The sequence below is a fragment of the Streptomyces sp. NPDC089424 genome (genome assembly GCF_044749345.1).
In the GTDB taxonomy this organism is placed as follows: domain Bacteria; phylum Actinomycetota; class Actinomycetes; order Streptomycetales; family Streptomycetaceae; genus Streptomyces.
Window position 1 is genome coordinate 189,026 of the sequence record NZ_JBIVHU010000002.1, and the last position, 17,648, is coordinate 206,673.

Annotated in this window: 13 protein-coding genes and 1 pseudogene; 8 read left to right on the forward strand and 6 right to left on the reverse strand. The window is 68.5% G+C overall.

The window, feature by feature from the left end; translation table 11 throughout:
* Positions 1-9 precede the first annotated feature (9 nt).
* The 4 genes from ACIP2X_RS08455 (at position 10) to ACIP2X_RS08470 (ending at position 3,591) form a co-directional block, all read left to right on the forward strand.
* Entirely contained in the window at positions 10-1,161 is a 1,152-nt protein-coding gene (locus ACIP2X_RS08455; RefSeq protein ID WP_401669279.1) for a GSCFA domain-containing protein, read from the forward strand.
* Positions 1,106-1,810 (forward strand): hypothetical protein, encoded by a 705-nt coding sequence (locus tag ACIP2X_RS08460; RefSeq protein ID WP_401669281.1) that lies wholly within the window; start codon positions 1,106-1,108, stop codon positions 1,808-1,810. The genes ACIP2X_RS08455 and ACIP2X_RS08460 overlap by 56 nt, the downstream gene beginning before the upstream one ends.
* 66 nt (positions 1,811-1,876) lie before the next feature.
* Positions 1,877-2,755, forward strand: a complete 879-nt coding sequence (locus ACIP2X_RS08465; RefSeq protein ID WP_401669284.1) for a TauD/TfdA dioxygenase family protein — start codon at positions 1,877-1,879, stop codon at positions 2,753-2,755.
* A 50-nt stretch (positions 2,756-2,805) separates the two neighbouring features.
* On the forward strand, positions 2,806-3,591 hold the full coding sequence (locus tag ACIP2X_RS08470; RefSeq protein ID WP_401669286.1) for a hypothetical protein: 786 nt from the start codon (positions 2,806-2,808) through the stop codon (positions 3,589-3,591).
* Between the two features lie 431 nt (positions 3,592-4,022).
* Here ACIP2X_RS08470 and ACIP2X_RS08475 read toward each other — a convergent pair.
* Positions 4,023-4,568 (reverse strand): annotated as a pseudogene (locus ACIP2X_RS08475) (transposase family protein); the annotation flags it as partial.
* Between ACIP2X_RS08475 and ACIP2X_RS08480 the strand changes: the two are divergent.
* The gene (locus ACIP2X_RS08480; RefSeq protein ID WP_401669289.1) at positions 4,522-4,734 is read left to right on the forward strand and encodes a hypothetical protein; all 213 of its coding nucleotides are present in this window, start codon (positions 4,522-4,524) and stop codon (positions 4,732-4,734) included. The pseudogene ACIP2X_RS08475 and the gene ACIP2X_RS08480 sit on opposite strands and share 47 nt — an antisense overlap.
* 398 nt (positions 4,735-5,132) lie before the next feature.
* Here ACIP2X_RS08480 and ACIP2X_RS08485 read toward each other — a convergent pair whose 3' ends face one another.
* A complete protein-coding gene (locus tag ACIP2X_RS08485) occupies positions 5,133-6,083 on the reverse strand; it encodes a pentapeptide repeat-containing protein (protein ID WP_401669292.1) in 951 nt (316 codons plus the stop codon).
* 259 nt (positions 6,084-6,342) lie between these two features.
* Between ACIP2X_RS08485 and ACIP2X_RS08490 the strand changes: the two genes are divergently transcribed.
* From ACIP2X_RS08490 to ACIP2X_RS08500, 3 genes are all read left to right on the forward strand, one after another.
* On the forward strand, positions 6,343-7,326 hold the full coding sequence (locus ACIP2X_RS08490) for a threonine/serine dehydratase (RefSeq protein WP_401669295.1): 984 nt from the start codon (positions 6,343-6,345) through the stop codon (positions 7,324-7,326).
* A gap of 695 nt (positions 7,327-8,021) precedes the next feature.
* Complete coding sequence (locus ACIP2X_RS08495) at positions 8,022-9,683, forward strand: TIGR03086 family metal-binding protein (RefSeq protein WP_401669298.1); 1,662 nt, start codon at positions 8,022-8,024, stop codon at positions 9,681-9,683.
* Positions 9,684-9,704: 21 nt separating this feature from the next.
* Positions 9,705-10,175 carry a hypothetical protein gene (locus ACIP2X_RS08500; RefSeq protein WP_401669301.1) on the forward strand — a complete coding sequence of 157 codons (471 nt, stop codon included), beginning with the start codon at positions 9,705-9,707 and terminating at the stop codon, positions 10,173-10,175.
* A gap of 224 nt (positions 10,176-10,399) precedes the next feature.
* On the opposite strand, the gene ACIP2X_RS08505 is transcribed toward ACIP2X_RS08500, so the two are convergent.
* The 4 genes from ACIP2X_RS08505 to ACIP2X_RS08520 form a co-directional block, all read right to left on the reverse strand.
* Entirely contained in the window at positions 10,400-11,023 is a 624-nt protein-coding gene (locus tag ACIP2X_RS08505; RefSeq protein WP_401669304.1) for a hypothetical protein, read from the reverse strand.
* A 166-nt stretch (positions 11,024-11,189) separates the two neighbouring features.
* The gene (locus ACIP2X_RS08510) at positions 11,190-11,336 is read right to left on the reverse strand and encodes a DUF6308 family protein (protein ID WP_401669306.1); all 147 of its coding nucleotides are present in this window, start codon (positions 11,334-11,336) and stop codon (positions 11,190-11,192) included.
* A 710-nt stretch (positions 11,337-12,046) separates the two neighbouring features.
* Positions 12,047-15,253, reverse strand: a complete 3,207-nt coding sequence (locus tag ACIP2X_RS08515) for a family 78 glycoside hydrolase catalytic domain (protein ID WP_401669308.1) — start codon at positions 15,251-15,253, stop codon at positions 12,047-12,049.
* Positions 15,254-15,345: 92 nt separating this feature from the next.
* Positions 15,346-17,556: an alpha-L-rhamnosidase C-terminal domain-containing protein gene (locus ACIP2X_RS08520; protein WP_401669310.1), complete on the reverse strand. Its 2,211-nt coding sequence runs from the start codon at positions 17,554-17,556 to the stop codon at positions 15,346-15,348.
* Positions 17,557-17,648: the final 92 nt, after the last annotated feature.

Genomic DNA, 17,648 nt, shown 5'->3' on the forward strand with positions numbered 1-17,648 from the left:
GCACCCCCGATGGCATCACACCCTTATACGAGCTTGCCGGAGCGCTCCTTCTGGCGCAGCGCGGTCGCCGAGCGGGACCCGCTGGACATCGCCGACCTGTGGACGCCGAAGTGGCCCATCGGGCAGGACGCGCCCGTCATCACCGCGGGGTCCTGCTTCGCCGGCCACATCGGACGCGCCCTGCTGGAGGAGGGCATGCACTGGTACGACGCCGAGCCGCCGCCCCCGGGACTGACCGCCGAGGAGCAATCGGCCCGCGGCTACCGCCGGTTCTCCTTCCGCACGGGGAACATCTACACCGCCGCCGCGCTGCGCCAGTGGATCGCCTGGGCAGTCGGCTCCCGCATGCCCCCCGGGGACGTCTGGGAGGAGGACGGGCGCTTCTACGACCCCTACCGGCCCACGGTGGAGCCGGAGGGGTTCGCCTCGCCCGGTGTGCTGCTGCGCTCCCGCGAGGTCACCCTCGCCGCGCTGCGCACCGCGCTGGCCGAGGCGGAAGTCTTCGTCTTCACCCTCGGCCTGACCGAGGCGTGGCACGACACGGAGCGGGAGACAGTGCTGCCGATGTGTCCCGGGACGGTCCGCGGTTCCTTCGACGCCGGCCGGTACGCCTTGCGCAACCACACGGTCTCGCAGGTGCACGAGGACCTCACGGCGGCACTGGCCATGGCCCGGGGCGTCAACCCCGGTCTGCGGACGGTCCTCACGGTCTCTCCCGTGCCGTTGACGGCCACCGCCACCGGACGGCACGCCTTGGTCGCGACCACCTTCTCGAAGTCGGTGCTGCGGGCGGCGGCCGGGCAGCTCGCGGACGAGGACGACCGCGTCGACTACTTCCCGTCGTACGAGATCGTGACGGGACTGCCGGGGCTCCCGGTCCTCCCGGCCCCTTCGGGTGACCGGGATCCGTACCCCTCGGGTGCCCCGGATGCGTCGGCCGCCGGAGGCCGGCGCGGCTTCTTCGAGGCCAACCTGCGTACCGTCCGTCCCGAGGGCGTGGCCTTCGTGATGGGGCACTTCTTCCGGGCCCTGCAGGGCGAACCGACCCACGCACCGCACACTCCCCCGCAGCCGCCGCCCACCGCCGGCGGAGAGGACCACTCCTGTGACGACGCCCTGCTCGACTACTACGGCCCCCGCCCGGTTCCTCCTGCTCGGTGACTCCCACGCGGCCTGCGTCGGTGAGGCAGCGCGGGCCGCCGGACTGCCTTTCGCGGGCGGGCCGCTCGGTTCGGGCCGGGATTTCCTGGGCCCCTTCTTCGACACCGATGGCACCGACGGCACCGAGATCCGCTTCCGCGCGCCCGAAGGACAGCGGCTCTACCGGGAGTTCCTCGACGCCCTGGGCGCCGAGGGGCTCGCCGGGCTGCCGGTGCCGCTGCTGTGCACCTTCGGGTTCAGCGCCCACACGGTGGCCACCCGGCAGAACTGGGACGTCCACCGCGACCGCCGCGGCGACTTCCCTGAGTCCTTCCTGCGCAGCGCGTACTTCTCGGCCCTGGTGCGGGCAATGATCCGCGGGGCGCTCGACTTCTACGACCACACGGCCGCGCTCGGCCTGCGGGTGGTGGCGGTCATGCCGCCGCAGCGCGTCCCCGACATGTCGGACGCACGGGTGTTCCACGCCGCGCAGGACATCGTCCGTGACGAGGTCGCCGCGCGCGGCGTCGAGATCGTCGACCTGCGGGCCCGGGTGACCGACCGCTCGGGAGAGCAACGCCCCGCCTTCTGCCTGCCGAACGACACGATCCACGGCAACCTCGCCTTCGGCCGCCTCGTGGTCGCCGAACTCCTCGACCGGGGACTGTGATCCGCCCCCCCCCTCATCCGTTCCAGTCCTCTGCCCCACCCACCCCGTCCCATTCGGAGGTTCCCCATGGAGCAGTACGCCCTTCAGGCAGTCGAACGCCTGACCACCCGGCCCGCCGAGCGGTACGAGACCCTCTCGGTCAGCCCCCTCACCCCGCTGCTGGGCGCGGAGGTCTCGGGCCTCGACCTGTCACAGGAGCTGACGCCCCAGCAGGAGAAGGAGGTCAAGCACGCCTTCCAGTCCCACCACGTCCTCGTCTTCCGCGACCAGGACCTCACTCCCGAGCAGCACAAGCGGTTCGCGGGCGTCTTCGGTGAACTGCACCCGGTCACCCTCCCCGTGGAGGGTTCCGACCCGTACATCCTGGAGATCAGCGCGGACAAGAATTCCCGGGCCGTGGCCGGCAACGGCTGGCACTCCGACGGTACGGCGGACCCGGCGCCCTCCCTCGGATCCTTGCTGTACCTCACGACCGTTCCCGAGGGGGGCAGCGGCGGCGACACCCTGTTCGCCAACATGCACCTCGCCTACGAGCTGCTCTCCCCAGCGATGAAGGAGTTCCTCGGCGGACTGACCGCACTCCACGACGGCGCCCTGCCGTGGACCGCCGCCGGGCAGACCCCTCCGGCCGAGTACGACGTGCCGCGCACCGAGCACCCCGTCGTCGTCCGGCACCCGGAGACGGGCCGCGAGCTGCTCTTCGTGAACGCCCCCTACACCTCGCACATCACTCAGCTCTCCCGCGCCGAGAGCGACACCCTGCTGGGCATGTTGTACGCGCACGTGGCCCGCACGCCGCTGCTGCAGTGCCGCGTGCGGTGGCAGCCGCGCACCCTGGTGCTCTGGGACAACCGCAGCGTGCAGCACCACGCCGTATGGGACTACTTCCCGCTCACGCGGCTCGGCCGCCGGGTCGCCGTCGAGGGCACGCCCCTGCACCGCTGATCCATTCCGCGCACATCATCGATCCCCTGGGGACAGGAGGGCGGTACCGCATGACTTCCACGACCGACGAGGCGGCGGATTTCCTGACCTCGCTGAGGTCACCGGACGCCGAGCCCAGGTCCGGCCCGGCAACTTTCGTGGGGCTGTGGCCTCTTGCGACCGCCCTCCACGACGTGTTGCCGGCCGACGTCCGCGACGGCTGGGCCCGTCGTCTGTACGCGCTGCTCCAGGAACGGTACGAGGAGGACAAGGTCACCGATTCGTCGGTGGGCTCCGGCCTGTCGGTGGTCCACGACTGGCACCGCCACACGGTCCTGCCCCTGGTCGCCGAGACGGTGCCCGGCGCGCAGGCGGTGCCGTTCTCCTCACTCGCCCGTCTGCATACCAGGGCGGCCGCGGGGCAGCCGGCCACCCCGGACGCCTGGCGGACCGCACTGCATCCGGTCCTGCTCAACCTCCACACCGCCGCGTACGACCGCACGACCGCATACGCCGAGGGCCACGCGGGGGCCCGCGACTACGCGCTGTCCCAGGGCCGGTCCCCGGCCGAGGCCGACGCCTACGGTCACGAATACGCCGAGCTGAGCTGCACCGCCAACGCGCGCGCATTCGCCGAGGCGCACGCGCTGGCCCTGAGCGACGCACTGGCGCTCGCCTACGCCGCCGACGACCGTAGGGCCTACGCGGACACCTTCCCCGGTTCCCACGTACGTGCGGTGGTCCGTGCCTGTGAACAGGCCGGGCCGCACGCACCGGCCGCCGGGAATCCGGCCGAGCGTATGTCCGAGGGCTTCCTCATGGCACTGGTCGGGGCGCGACCGCTCCGGAGCCGGTGAGCGCGCGGTCGTACACGGCCCGCGCCACCGGAGACACCCACCTGGGAACCTCTGCCGGTCCAGCTCCCCACGGCTTCACCGCACCCCTGACACCCGCGTGCCGTTCCGGCCGTGGTCCTCCTGGGGTGTTCGCGTTCGCGGTGCTGCAATCCCTGATCTGTCCGGTCCTGCCACGGCTGCAGGTTGGAAGGCGGGAAGTCGTGCGGCAGGTAGTCCGGAATACCGGTGCGGTTGACACGCCACATCCAACGACCACCAACGACGCGAGTCACAAAATCATCCCAGGACACCAACTACCTAGATCAGGTGCCCTCTAACGAGTTGGTGCGTAATAGGGAGTGCGACACGTTGCCCTGCTCAGTGCCTTCTTCAAACGGTGGTGTTGCGGGCGGACACGAGAGCGGCGTTGGCTTGGTAGGTGTCCGAAAGGTGAAGCACCTGCCGATACCGGCCAGACGGACGGCGTCGTGCATCCGCCCAGGACGCAGGCCGTCGGTCCACAAAGTGCGGCCCTGGTGGTCGGCGATGACGGTGGCCTTCATCGTGTTCTGCTTGTTCTTGCCCGACACGAACGCCCGCCGGCCGCCCCGGCCCGCGGCCGGACGGCGGACCTGGAACTCGGTGGCGTCCAGCCGTAGCCGGACACCTTCGGCCTGGGCGTAAGCGCACACGTCCTCCAGCGTGCGAAGCCGCACACCGGGCCGTTCCGGGACAGCAAATCCTCTCCCCGCCGGCAGTCTGCGCACCTCACCGACCGCCCGGGTCATGATGGAACGGTCCACCTCGTACAGCAGTGCCAGGACGGCATGCGGCAGGTCGTGACGCAGGTTAGATGAGCGTGGCTACCGGTCGGTCCACGCACACCAGCCGATGGCGGCACCTGCTCCCCGAGCCCGCTCCCTGGCCCCGCCCGAGAGCCTCGGCCTCGAGATGACCGCGGTGTGGGCCCGAGCACGCACCGACACCCGGCTCACGATCGCGCTCGCCGGCCGGGACCCCGATGCCCTTGAGGAGCGTGTCCGGACCGGACGGGCCGACTACCCGCGTCTGCTCGCCCTCGGCGTACCGCCCGGCCGGGCCGAGCTCATCCTCGGTATCGCGCACACGAGCGGCTGGCGCAGCGACGGCCCGGCGTTCGCGTAGGCCTGCGATGCCGTGGCCGCGGCCTCCGCCCCGTACGCGCACACCGGGCAGACGCGCCTCACCTCCGCCCTGGTGGCGCAGTTCCTGCAGGAGTTGCGCAGCCCCACACGACGGTCCTCGCGGCCTCGGCCGCCGTCGGGGACACCACACCGGCCAACTACCAGAAGCGCCACCGCGACGACGCGCGCGCGGACGCCCGCCAAGCCGCTACCTGAGCCGCGCCACCGTCACCACCGCATGCCGGGTCGTGCCCGCGAGGACCTCAACCAGGACATCGACGTCGACCGCGGTGTACCCGTCGCCGCCGCTGGTGCCTGCTCTGCGGGCCGGTCGACCCCGATGGGTCTGCCAACCGGCGCCACGGCGCCGGTGCAGCCAAGAGACACCGACCTGCCGTTCTACCTCACCACCTGCCAAATGCCAGGCGCGGTCTCCTCGGAGCACTCTCGTACGTCGTCGGTGATCGACGCCGGCCAGCGGGTGGCGGATGACCAGTGCACCGACATGAAGATGCCCGAGCCGGTGTGCGCCTCGAACAGACGCCTCCCGTACGCCTCCCGTTGTACGTCGCCGACCCCGTCCGGCGGGCCGTCCACCATCTCCAGCCGCGCGCCGCGCAGATCCGCTTCCCGGAACGTCGCTTCGGCGACGTCGGACAAGAATTCAAGCTCCGCCTCACGCAGGTCGGCGCGGCTGAGGTCCGCGCCCCGGACGCTCGCGAATGACAGGCGGGCGTTCCGCAGATCCGCTCCTGTCAGATCCGCTCCTGTCAGGTGGGCGCTGCGCAAGTCTGCGCCCTGTGCTCGTGCGCCGGTGAGCCGCGCTGAGTGCAGCTTCGCGGCCTGGAGGACGGTTTCGGTCAGATCCGCGTCGGTGAGGTTCGCGTGGACGAGGTGTGCCAGGGCGAGGCGTTGCCCGTGCAGCCGCGCCCCGGTCAGGTCCGCGGCGTGCAGGCGCGTCCCGAGCAGGTTTGTCCCGATGAGGTTCGCACCCCCCAGGTCGGCACCGGTCAGGTTCGCGCCGGACAGGTTGGCGTACTTCAGATTGGCGTCGCCCAGCCGCGCGTTCGTGAGATCCGCGTGCCGGAGGTGGGTGAGCGTCAGGCTCGCTCCCCGAAGATTCGCACCTCGGAGCTTCGCTCCGAACAGGTTGACGTCGTCCAGCTTCGCGCCCGACAGGTCCGCCCTGGTCAGGTTCGCTTTGGTCAGAGTTGACCCTCTCAGATTGGCGCCCCTCAACCGTGCCCATGGCAACCAGGCCCCGGGAACGTATTTGTGGTGCAGCCGCGACCCCGACCTGCTCTGCAGCCGTATGAGCAACGAGCGTACACACCGGTCGAAATTCTTCATTCGGCTACCACCAGGGGGAGGTCACATCACTTGGGGAGCGCTTTCCCTTGCACATTATGCCCAGGGCCAATCGGGGTTCCCCGTTGATGCGTGACGGGGATCTTGGGTGGGTTCTCACAGAAGCTGGGGCGATCGAAGTTTGTGTCGGCGAAGATGGGTCACTTCACTGTTTGTGACACTGAAGATGGGCCGATGGTCTATCCGGAGGCTTTGACGATCACTCGTGAAGCGTCAGCCAGCGGCGCTAGGCTGCTGTCTCGTGCAGGAGACGCGCCTCGACACTGCTCGGATCCGAGCCGCTCGGCGGGTAATCGACCCCATGTTTCTCGACACGCCGCTGTACCGCTGTGAGGCGCTGGAGCCCGTCCTCGGGTGCGCGGTGAGCGTCAAGCTCGAAACGGCGAACCCGGTCCGCAGCTTCAAGGCCCGTGGCACCGAGGTGGTTGCGAGCCAACTCGCCGAAAGCGATTCGAGAGCCGTGGTGTGCGCGAGCGCGGGCAACCTGGGCCAGGCCCTCGCCTGGTCCGGTCGCGGCCGGGGACTCGACGTCACCGTCGTGGCCTCCCGCTTCGCGACCGTGGCCAAGCTTGATCGCATCCGCGCGCTGGGCGCCAGGTTGGAGCTGGTGGACGGCGACCACGAGATGGCTCGTGAGCGGGCCGCGGCCATCGCGCGACGCGACGGCATTCGCCAGGTCGAGGACAGCCTGGACATCGAGACCTGCGAGGGTGCGGCGACCATCGGCCTGGAACTGGTGGACGCCGTGCCGTCGTTCGACGCCGTCCTGATTGCTCTGGGCGGCGGGGCGCTGGCCACCGGTGTGGGGCATGTGGTGAAGGCCCTTGCGCCCGGGGTCGAGGTGATCTGCGTCCAGCCGCTGGGTGCACCGGCGCTGACATACTCCTGGCGCCAGCGGCGCGTCGTGACCACTGACTCGACCGACACCATCGCTGACGGCGTCGCGGGCCGGTGTCCCATCCCGGCCGTCCTGGACGACCTTCTCATGGTCGCCGACGACGCCGTCCTGGTCCAGGAGGCGTCGATCATCGCCGGTATGCGGATGCTCCTCGACCATGCCGGCCTCGTCGTGGAGCCGTCGGCCGCGCTCGGCATCGCGGCAGTCCTCGAAGACCGTGACCGCTTCAGCGGCCGACATGTAGCCACCATCGTGTGCGGCAGCAACGTCGACATGGGCGCGTATCACCGCTGGGTCGGTGCCGGCCAGCCGGTAGCACGTTCGTGAACACCAGCGCCGGCCCCTGCCGTTCGCGGGGGGTTCGTACGGCCTCTGGCGTTGTTTGCAGATCAACGGGTTGAAGAAGGTGGCTGGGACATGGCCTTGGGATCCCTGTGTGCGGCATCGGCGGCTGCACCAGCGGCGATGCGGGTCAGAGGGGAGCTTCGTCACTGTCGGGGTTCCCCAGAACGTGTATGTCCTTGAGGGCAGAGGGAGCCCGTGCTGTTCGATCATCCAGTGCCAGCGGGAGATCTGCCGTCTGCATTTCTCTGAGCAGGTGATCTCGAGGGCGGGGTGGTCGGTGGCAGGAGGTGCTCGCAGGCGATGCAGGTGCGGGGTCTGTGCTGCTCAGTGGTGTCCTTGTTGCGAAGCTGACGTTCGATGCAGGCCACTCTGCGACAGGCGGAAGAACAGAGCCGGTAGCGTTGACCGAACTGGATCTTCATGGGTTGCGGAGCAGTAGCGGGGCAGGTAGCGGAAGGTGTGGTCGAGCGGAAAGACGGAGCCGCACTCCTTGCACTTGGCGGTGTCGAGAGTCTTCGGAGGTCCGGCGAGGAAACGCCGCAGGTGGGCGGGCGGGAAGCAGTTGGCATGGGCGTGTCGGCGTACGACTGTTTGCGTCCAGCCGCGTACACCGAAACATCCCCATGAATCCGGCGGCGAGGGCCGGCGGAGGCCGGGTGCCTGTTGACTCTCCCTCCATGGGAGACCCAAGGGTGGAGCGCATGCACGTCGGTGACAACACGCTCTGGGGTATCGGGGAAGTCGCCCGGAAGACCGGGCTGTCGGTGAAGCTGATCCGGCACTGGTCGGACGCCGGGGTCGTTCACCCGACACGTCGGACCGGGGCCGGCTACCGGCTGTACGGCACCGAGGCACTGACCCGGTTGCAGCTGGCGCAGACACTGCGCGGGCTGGGCCTGGGGCTGGCGACGATCCGGGACGTACTGGAACGCGAGAGCACCCTGCCAGGCGTGGCCGCGACGCACATCGACGCGCTGGAGAAGCAGATCCGCACGCTGCGAACGCAGCAGGCCGTGCTGCGCTCCGTCATCCGCCGCAACACCACTGCCGAGGGGCTCACCACCATGACCGAGCTGGCGCGCATGTCCGCAGCCGAACGCCGTGCCATCATCGAGGACTTCGTCACCGACACCCTGGGGGAACTGGACGTACCCACCTATCGACGGGGCCTGCTGGCGGCCACTCCTGACCTGCCCGCCGATCCCACCGACGAGCAGGTCGACGCCTGGCTCGAACTGGGCGAGCTCGTCAGGAATCCAGCTCTGCGCGCCAGCGTGCGCCGAATGGCCCGCTACGCCGCCGAACACCACCCGGGCGAGCACGACGACAGCGCTTTGCGGAACGCGGAGCAGGTGACGGACGACTGGCTGAGGCGAGTGGAGACAGCGAGGACGCAAGGCATTGCCCCGGACTCGCCGGCAGCCGATCCCGTCGTCACCGCGATCGTGGCGACCTGGATCCCCACGCAGGCTGCTCCGGACGGAACGGAGCTTGTCGACGACGCGCAGGCCAGAGCTCTCCTCCTTGAGCAGCTCGAAGTCGCCTCCGACACGCACGCGGAGCGGTACTGGCAGCTGCTGTGCATCATCAACGGCTGGCCCGTGCGGCCCAGCATGGCGGCAGCCGGCCGATGGCTGACGACGGCACTGCGGACGCATACTGAGCCCGGTGTGCGAGCCGCGCGACTCGGCGAGATGTACGACGCCGGGGAGAACGCGTGGGAACCAACCGGCGTGCTCCAAGCCTGTGAGGAGGTCCTGGACGCCGTCGGCGTGCTCGTCTCCGAGGTGGAGCCGGGCCAGTTCGACCAGCCAACGCCCTGTGCCGACTGGGACGTTCGTGCCCTCCTCAACCATCTGGTCTGGGAGAACCTGCTATGGGCCGGACTGGCAGACGGAACTCCCCGCTCCGACTTCACCGCCGACCACATCGGGGACGATCACGTCACGGCCTTCCGTACTGCATCCCGGGCCGCACGGTCGGCCTTCGCACGCCCGGGCATGCTTGAGCGACGCTACGGGCCCGCCCCCGGTCGACGGATCGTCGAGCAGCTGCTGATCGAGATGCTGGTCCACGGCTGGGACCTGGCCCAGTCCATCGGGCGCCCCTACGACACCGTTCAGCACATCGCCGAGACGGCGCTCCCCGTCGTACGCGAGATCTACGGCGATCTGCCCCCTACTACCGCCGGTTCCTTCGCTCCCCCGCAGCCGGTCCCCGATGACGCCGACCCTCTCGACCGTCTCGCCGCGTACCTGGGCCGGACTGTCACATCGGGGGCCATGGCCAAGTGCAGTTCATCGAACCGGGCTCGGCCCTGTCAGCGCCACCGCGACTGAACGAGTGGATACGGTTCCCCCATGACGAAGACTGCCCGGACCATGAAACGTACGGGAGCCCTCCTCGCGGCAGCCGCCGTGGCCGCGCTCGCCTTCCCCGCCCCGGCCCACGCCGCTGCCGTAGCCTGCGGCGGCGGGGTCTCGACGCAGAACATCGGCGCCCGGGGCTGTATTTCCGCCGAACGCTGGAAAGACGGGCAGATCTTCTGGCGCGAGATCACCGCTCATGCCCTCCTCACCAACTCCCGCTCCCACGCCTCATGGGTCGAGTACGAGGCGTATCTCCACGTACAGGGAGACGGCGACGACTGGATGAAAATGGGCAGCGGCCGGTCCATCGTGCAGCGACGTTCCACGGTCGGCCCGATCGCCGTCGCCACGAACACCCGCATCTGTGGCCCCGTCAAAATCACGATCCGCATCCATGTGAGGCCGGCGGGGGGCGCCTGGTCGAACTGGTCCAGCGCGGCAACCTCGCAGTGCCAGACCTGACGCTGCCAGACTTCGCACACCGCAGCGCCCCCGCCTCCACGCCCAGGAGGACGGGGGCTCTCGTGTCTCGTGCGGGGGGAATTGCGCGGCCGCGGGACGCCTGTGCAGCTCCCCATAGGCTGGTGCATGAGACCGGTCGAAACAGCCTGCTTGTCACCAGTGAGGCACGCGGCTTGTCACAGATCCTCGTACAGGACCCTCGTAGCCGACTAAGAAGCGGTCTCTCAGTATCCCCATCTGGCATAAATGGTCACGTTGGTGTCATTGTCCCTGGCTCCTACGCACACGTCACGCCAGTCGAGCAGCCAACCGCTGGAGCGGCAGCTCTCCTGCTGGAGGCCCAGTTCGCGGATGATCTCCGAGCGCGACAGACCCTCCCCGCTGGTAACCCTCGCGGCACGCCAGCAGCCGCCCGAACCGCAGCCGATGCCCTCGTCAACCATGCTGATGCCTGGCGGCAATGAGGGGAGGGCCTTGGACGGCGGGGCATCCGAGCCTTCGCTGAGCATCAGCGCATACAGGAGACCGACCACGAGGGTGAGTGCGAACTGCATCCCTAGGAAACCGATCGCTCCGTTTCGTCGGGAGGTCCATTCCGGGGAACGAAGGTTCTCGTTGCGGCCTTCCAGTCCCGCACCGCAGGCGATGACCAAGGGCGCCAAAGCCGCGAACAGCAGGTGAGCGTCAGGCCTTGGGGCGTGGATCCAGCTCTGCTGGACACTGATCAACAGAACGGCTCCGGCGAGCAGCGTGCCGCCGATCGCGAAGCCGACAGGGCGGGTACGGGCGATCGTCATCCAGACGACGACGGGCGCGACGGCGAAGAGTATCCCCAGGACGATCAGCATGTACGGGAGGACGTGCGGCTCCGAACGCCCGGTTCCACACGGCCGGGGCTCGCCGTAGGCCCGCGGGCCGGTCGTTCATGCCGTGACTCCGGCGCCGTCGTCGGTCGTGCCCATGGGCGCGGAGCGTCGAACCGGGCCCGCGTCTCCACGGTCATGCCGCCGGTGCTCAAGAAGGTCCAGCGCGACTGGCACCCGGAAATGTGAAGGACGGGGTCTCCACCGCGGTGAGATCGGTGGCGTTCATCGTGTCGGCGGCTTCGGGGCGGTCTCCCCTACCGGCGAGATGCTCGAAGCGGCTGCCGGTGAATGGCATCGCGCCGAGAGGGCAAGCCGAAACCTGTCATCATCCTCACCCGCACCGCCTCACTCCACCAACGCGCCCCCTGGCCGAACACCTCATCCTGCCCAGCGCCGGCCCCGGGCCCTCGCCCCACAGCCGACCAGGGCAAGCTGTTCTGACATGCCGGTGACGCGGCGCGGGAGTTCGCCTGCTGACCGCGATGTGCCCGCACCGGGCCAAGCGCACTCGCCGAGGTCCGCAGATCGCCACCATGTGTGGCCGGAAGGGAGGGGGCAACTCTGTGTTCAGGCCGTATACCGGCGTTCCTTGGGGCCGGTCCGGCTCAGGCTTCCCCGGTTCAGCCCGAGTGCCGGAGGGCCCGTCTAGCCGGGGCTTCAGTCGAGGTTGCCCTCCATGCATACCTCTCAAGCATGCTCAGGGCGCCCCGCTGTCCGATGCGCTGCTCGGGGAGTTGCAGGCGGCCCTCGCCCGTCATCGCGCCGGCACGCGACCGGATCCCTGACGAGGGTCGCCGCTTCCGTCACCGTGCACGCCCTGGCGCCGATCACTCAGGCGCTGATGTCACCACCCAGCATCCGTTCGGCACGTGAACACCGCGCCGATGCCCACTTCGCGACCATGTACAAGGCTCTTGGCGGCTAATACGGTCAGGCTCGCCGCTCGTCGGCAAGCGGCGAGCGGCGAGCCTGAGGGGGGCACTCTTCGACCAAGGCGCTTGCGAGCTACTGCCCGGCGTGCACGTCCCTGGCCACGAAGACGTACGTGCCGGAGGGCACGTGGTAGACCGCCCGGTCATCTTCGACACGGCGGAAGGTCGCACCCTTCGGGATCTCGTGAGCGGTGCGGCCGCCTCGCGGTACACGAACTTCTGCTGTTGCGTTGGGCGGCACGCTGATCTTGAGTCTGAAAGTGCCTCTCGTCAGGGACCATTCGGATGCGACCTCGCCTTGGGGCGTCTGGTAGGTGCCCTCGACGTGCGTCAGGTCCCCCACGATGCGCGGATCGATGACCAGCTGCCGGTAGCCGGTGGTACCGCGGGCCTGACGGATGCCCGCAAGGCCGCTGTGGAACCACTCCTCGATCTGGAGAAGGATCATGTGGTTCTTGGAGTTGCCCATGTCCCACTGCTCGGGGTGCGTGGTGAGCCCCTGAGGGTTCGCGGTGGTCGGCGCCATGAAGTATCCGTAGCTCGGCCGGGTGTCTTCCTGCAGCACGTCCCACAAGACATCGTCGCGGCCGCCGTCCGTCAGGACTCGAACGATGGGTGCAAGCCCGATGGTGCCGCCGCTGAAGTGCGGGCCGCCACCGAAGGGCTGGAAGCCGTAGACCAGTTCGACCAGGGAGTCCAGCACCCGCTGGCGTTCGCTTTCGGGCACGAGGTGTTCGTCGAGCGCGAGGGCCTGGGCAGCCTGGGTTGCTCCGGCGGTGCCCGCGTTTCCCTGGCTGGTATAGCGGCCGAGAGCTTGATTGTAGAAGGCGTCGTTGAACGCGGTTCTGATGTTGGAGGCGAGACTGCGGTATTCGAGGGCTTCGGCGCGCCGGCCGAGGAGCGCGGCCATCTTTGCCATGCGATCCGCGATCTGGTGGTAGCCCCAGGTGCCGGTGATGCGGCCGGAGGTGGTTTCGGCGGCGATCCAGTCCGCCAGAGCGGCGTCGACGATGTAGGCGTCGGCGCCCGTTCCCACCTTCTGCGTCCTGATGTAGTTCATGAACGCCTGCATCTGCGGGTAGTAGCGCTCCATTGTCTGGGTGTCGCCGTAGAGCTCGTAGAGGAACCACGGCACCAGGATGATGCCGTTGCCCCAGTTGATCTCGTCGCCGAAGCGGCCGGTGTAGCCCCAGTCGTACACGGGCGCCTTGAGGGCCACGTTTCCGATGTTGTCGCCGGCCTTGGACTGCCCCTCAGCCAGATGACGCTGCATGGTGCGCAGGTAGGCGTTGTAGCCGAAGATGCGGTGCAGGGAGCCGATGGGCTGGAGATAGTCCGCGGGGTAGGCCAGTTTCTCGCGGCCGGGGCAGTCGGTGAACGTCGACATCATGTTGCTCATGACCGAGTACCGCGACATGCGGTGGATCCGGTTGATGCGCTCGTTCGAGGTCTTCAGTGTCCCGGCGACGGGGGTGTCGGCATGGAGCTGCACTGCGGTGATGGTGTCGGCGGTGGGCGTGTAGCCCTGCGGCAGACCCGTGACCTGGAGCCACTGCATACCGAAGTAGTCGAAGCGGGGGTGCCACGTCTCCCCCTGGCGATTGCCGTGTGTGGTGTAGGTGGCGAAGACGTTGGTTCCGCGGCTGCTGCCTCCGCCCATGATGGAGCCTTGGTGGACCGTCCCGTCTGCGGACAGCGACTCTGCCGGCTTCATGGTGATCGTTGTGCCCGCGGGGACCGTTCCGTCGACCGCGAGCTCTGGCCAGCCGGCAATGTTCTGGCCGAAGTCGAAGACCCATACTCCGGGGCTGGGCTCGGTGATACTGACGGGACGTATCCGGTCGGCCTTCTTCACCGGCTCGCCCACGCGCCATACGAGCTCGGTGGTGAGGTTCGGGGGTGGCGCGATGCCCGCCCGCACCCATGCGGCCGGGCTGCCGTCGCGGCGCTTGGCCGTGGCGGAGAGGTCGGCGCCGGGGGCGTTCCATCCGACCTGTTCCCTGCGGGCGTCGTAGTCGGTCCCGGAGTACCAGTTACCCGTCGTCGTCGGTCCGAGTGAGGTCTTCCAGGAGTGGTCGGTGACGATGCTCTGGACGGAACCATTTGCCCTGGTGAGCTCCAGGCGTGCGATCAGGCGGGGTGTGACGGCGGCTCCGGCACTGGGGTCGGTGCTGGCCAGTGAGTTTCCAGAGCCGCTGACGGCCGCGCCGCCCGCATGCTGCTTGGTGAGGGCCGGGGTGACGGTGATGCCGGTGCCGTCGGCTCCGGCCGTGCCGATCGCGGTGATGGTGCGCGACTCGAGGCGATCGCCGCCGTCGCCGGTGTCGATGTTGATCGTGCCGCCTACGTGGTAGCCGCTGACACTGGTGAGCTTGACCACGGAGTCTCCGCCTGCGACTGGTGCTGCCAGTTGGCCGGTGCCCTTGAACTGGCTTTGCCACCAACTGTATGGAGCGGTGCGGCCCGTGGCCGGGTTGGTGACGGAGCGGGTGACCAGGGCCTGTCCGTGACCGAGTTCCACCCCGAGGGTGTTGGCTCCGGGACGGATGAGACGGGTGACGTCATAGGCGCGGTACTCGACGGACAGCTGGTAGTTGGAACTGCCCGGTGCGAGCGCCTCGTCGGTGACGGGCCGTCCGTTGAGGCTGGCCTCGTGGAAGCCGACGCCAGCGATGTACAGCCGCGCCTTGACGACCTTGCCGCCCTGCCGGTCGCTCACGCCGAAAGCGCGGGCGAAGATCGGCAAGGGGTCGCCGACCTGCCGGCCAGGGTGCTCGATCCACTGTGCCGGCTCCCACTCGGTGCGCTTGAGGAGTCCCATCTCCCACGAGGACGGGCTGCTCCACGGCGTTGCGTCGTCGTGGGAGTCCCACAGGCGTACCTGCCACACGACGTTCTGACGGGATTTGAGGGCCTTACCGCGCCAGGGAATGTCGGTCTGAGCGCTGGAGCGTATCTTGCCGGAGTCCCAGATGTAGCGCCCGTGGATCAGATCTGTGGCGCTTGCTGCCGCGCGGATCTGGTAGGCCTTCTGGGTCCAGTTCGGCGGTGCGCTGGTGACCTGCCAGGCCAAGCGTGGAGAGGGGTCGTCGACACCGAGCGGTTCATCGGTGCGGCCGTCGATGCTGAGGTGTCCGACGGTCGCCCTGCGGTCGTGCCTGAGCGGCGTAGTGGCAGCTGCCGGAGTTTCGCTGCCCATCGGGATTGCCAGTCCGCCCGTTCCAGCCACCATGATCCCTACGACGTGTCGGCGGCTCAAGCCACGCGAATCTTCGGACATTGACGAACTCCTGTCAGTCAGGGCGTGCTTTTAGGAAGGTGCGGCGGTCAGCGTTCTTCGATGAACAGCTGCCGCTGGCCATGGCACTTGTGTCAGCGGCTGACGCTGATGTCGTACGTGCCGCCGGGAACGTTGAGCTGCGCATAGCCGTCGGTGATGGCGCCTTGGTAGGCGTTGCACTTCCCTGCCGTGCATACGGTGCGACCGTTGACCTTGACGATGGACTTGCTGGTGACAGGCACGGCGACGGTTCCGGCCGTGTTGCGGGGCGTGCTGGCGTGGAGGCTGAACTGCCCGGCCTTGGCCTTCGCTTGCCAGCTCATCGCGATGTTGCCGTACTTCGTGGGAATGGAGCCCTTGGCCCACTTCAGGTTGCCGGTGCGGGGCTTGATGCTCCACGTGGCGTAGCCGGGATCGCGGGGTGTCACACCGAGGACCTGCTCGGTGAGCTGGACGGTCGGGGAGGCGGCCCAGCCGTGAGCAAGGCTGGCAGTGGCGCGATTGACGCCGCCGTTGTTGTTCTTGAACTCCCAGAAGGTTCCTGTGTACAGGGGGTCCTTCTCGTCGACCATCGGCCCCCACGTGCGGCGCATCAGGTCGAAGGCACCGTTGGTGTCGTCGACGGCGAACCTTCCGGCGGTTTCCATACCGTTCCCGAAGGGCTCGATGGTGTGGCCGGTCGGGTCGACCAGACCAGGCCCCATGATCGCGCCGTAGGGCGTCCAGAGGGTCTTCAGCGCGCTGAGCACACTGGCGCGCCGCTCCGCCGGGACGAAGCCGTACTGCAAGGCGAGTGCGTTGGCGTCCTCGACGAGCACGTCCGGGTGGTCGGTGCTCTGGCCGTAGGCGCCCAACTGCGGATTCCACAGCGTGGCGTTGACGGCTTCCTTGATCTGGTCGGCCTTGTTGTCGTGCTCGTCGGCGATGGTGGCGGAGCCGACCTGTCGCTCCAGCCAGGCCATCTCCTTGAGGAGGATGTAGTAGTCGATGCTGTACTTGGTGACCTCGCCGGTCTGGCTGGACTGCCAGTAGTCACGGTCGTTGGATTCGACGAGATGGTTGGCGGTCAGGAACGTGTCGTTATAGGCGAGTTCGGCGCGCAGGGCAGGCAGGATCGTGGTGATGTAGTCCTCGTCGCCGGTGTAGCGGTAGTAGTCGATGGCGGCCCGTGCGCCGTATCCGGAGTAGTTGTTGGAGTAGAACAGCGGTGATCCGGCTGGGTTGCTGCCCTTGCGGAAGTCCGGCGATCCGGGGATGGCTCCGTCGGCGCGCTGGGTGGCGAGCAGCACGTCGATCGAGGCCTTGACGTAGCCGGCGCCCTCGTCGCCGAGGGTGGAGATGGCCGTCGGTCCCTGGACCAGGAGGTCGCCGGTCCAGATGCTGCGGTCGCGCTTGGCACCGTCGTAGATGCGTTTGTCCGCCAGGCCGTTCAGTCCTGCGGGCTTCAGGTTCAGCTGCAGAGTGTAGGCGCCGGAGTACCACATCTTGTTGAGCTCGTGGTCGTCGGAGAGGAACCAGCCCTTGTAGTGCGCGGGGGTGGCCCGGACGCCCTGGAAGTCCACGCCGGCGGCGGAGATGGAGATGCTGCCGGGCGAGGTCAGGGTGAGCAGGGCGAAGCGGAAGCCGGGGTGATAGCTGGCGGAGATCCGGCCCGTGGCGGTGGGCTGCAGGTTGTCTATGCCGCCGACGCCCGCGAGGCCGCGGGACTCGTCCGAGCTGGGTGCGCCCGGCGATGAGGTCGTCGTGGCCTGGGCCGGGACGTCGCTGGTCAGGGCGGGCTTGAAGGAGATGATCCTGGCGGTGGTGTCGAAGGCGGTGATCGTTCGGTTCTGCGCGGCCGACCCGGTGCCGAAGGTGATCGTGTTGCCGACTTCGAGGTTCGTGGTCGAGGCGACGGTGACCTGTGTGGCTCCCGACGCCGCGGTGGCGGACACGGTGGTCAGGGCAGGCGTGCGGATGTAGCGGCGGGCCTCCGCCGTGGCCAGGGACAGTGTCGGATTGCCTTCGAGGGCGGTGATGTCGAAGTACGGGGTCCCGGCGATGTTCTTGCCGAAGTCGAGGAGGACGGATGCGGGCGGACCGCCGGCGACCGTGGTCAGCGTGGTGGCTTTCGGCTTGCCCTTGCCCCCGCCGCGGACCAGGGTCTTCGGGTGGGTGACGTTGCCGCGGGTTTCGACGTCGACCGGCCTCACCTGCGGGGTGGACGGGGCCAGGACGTAGGACTGCCAGTCGGGGTCCTCGGTGGAGAAGGCTTGGGCCTGGACTCCGGTTGAGCCGACAGTGGCCAGCAGTGTGACAGCCATGACGACCCGAGAGCGTCTGAGGCCGCGGGTGCCGCCACCAACCGAATTGAATCGTTTCATCATGAGGGTGTGATCTCTCTTGGAGAAGGTGA

Bases quoted from the DNA above. Each gene is read 5' to 3' on its own strand.
- ACIP2X_RS08470 (WP_401669286.1), top strand. From the start codon at position 2,806: ATGACTTCCACGACCGACGAGGCGGCGGATTTCCTGACCTCGCTGAGG.
- ACIP2X_RS08515 (WP_401669308.1), bottom strand. From the start codon at position 15,253: ATGTCCGAAGATTCGCGTGGCTTGAGCCGCCGACACGTCGTAGGGATC.
- ACIP2X_RS08485 (WP_401669292.1), bottom strand. From the start codon at position 6,083: ATGAAGAATTTCGACCGGTGTGTACGCTCGTTGCTCATACGGCTGCAG.
- ACIP2X_RS08480 (WP_401669289.1), top strand. From the start codon at position 4,522: ATGACCGCGGTGTGGGCCCGAGCACGCACCGACACCCGGCTCACGATC.
- ACIP2X_RS08505 (WP_401669304.1), bottom strand. From the start codon at position 11,023: ATGCTGATCGTCCTGGGGATACTCTTCGCCGTCGCGCCCGTCGTCGTC.
- ACIP2X_RS08455 (WP_401669279.1), top strand. From the start codon at position 10: ATGGCATCACACCCTTATACGAGCTTGCCGGAGCGCTCCTTCTGGCGC.
- ACIP2X_RS08495 (WP_401669298.1), top strand. From the start codon at position 8,022: ATGGGAGACCCAAGGGTGGAGCGCATGCACGTCGGTGACAACACGCTC.
- ACIP2X_RS08500 (WP_401669301.1), top strand. From the start codon at position 9,705: ATGACGAAGACTGCCCGGACCATGAAACGTACGGGAGCCCTCCTCGCG.
- ACIP2X_RS08510 (WP_401669306.1), bottom strand. From the start codon at position 11,336: ATGCCATTCACCGGCAGCCGCTTCGAGCATCTCGCCGGTAGGGGAGAC.
- ACIP2X_RS08520 (WP_401669310.1), bottom strand. From the start codon at position 17,556: ATGGCTGTCACACTGCTGGCCACTGTCGGCTCAACCGGAGTCCAGGCC.
- ACIP2X_RS08465 (WP_401669284.1), top strand. From the start codon at position 1,877: ATGGAGCAGTACGCCCTTCAGGCAGTCGAACGCCTGACCACCCGGCCC.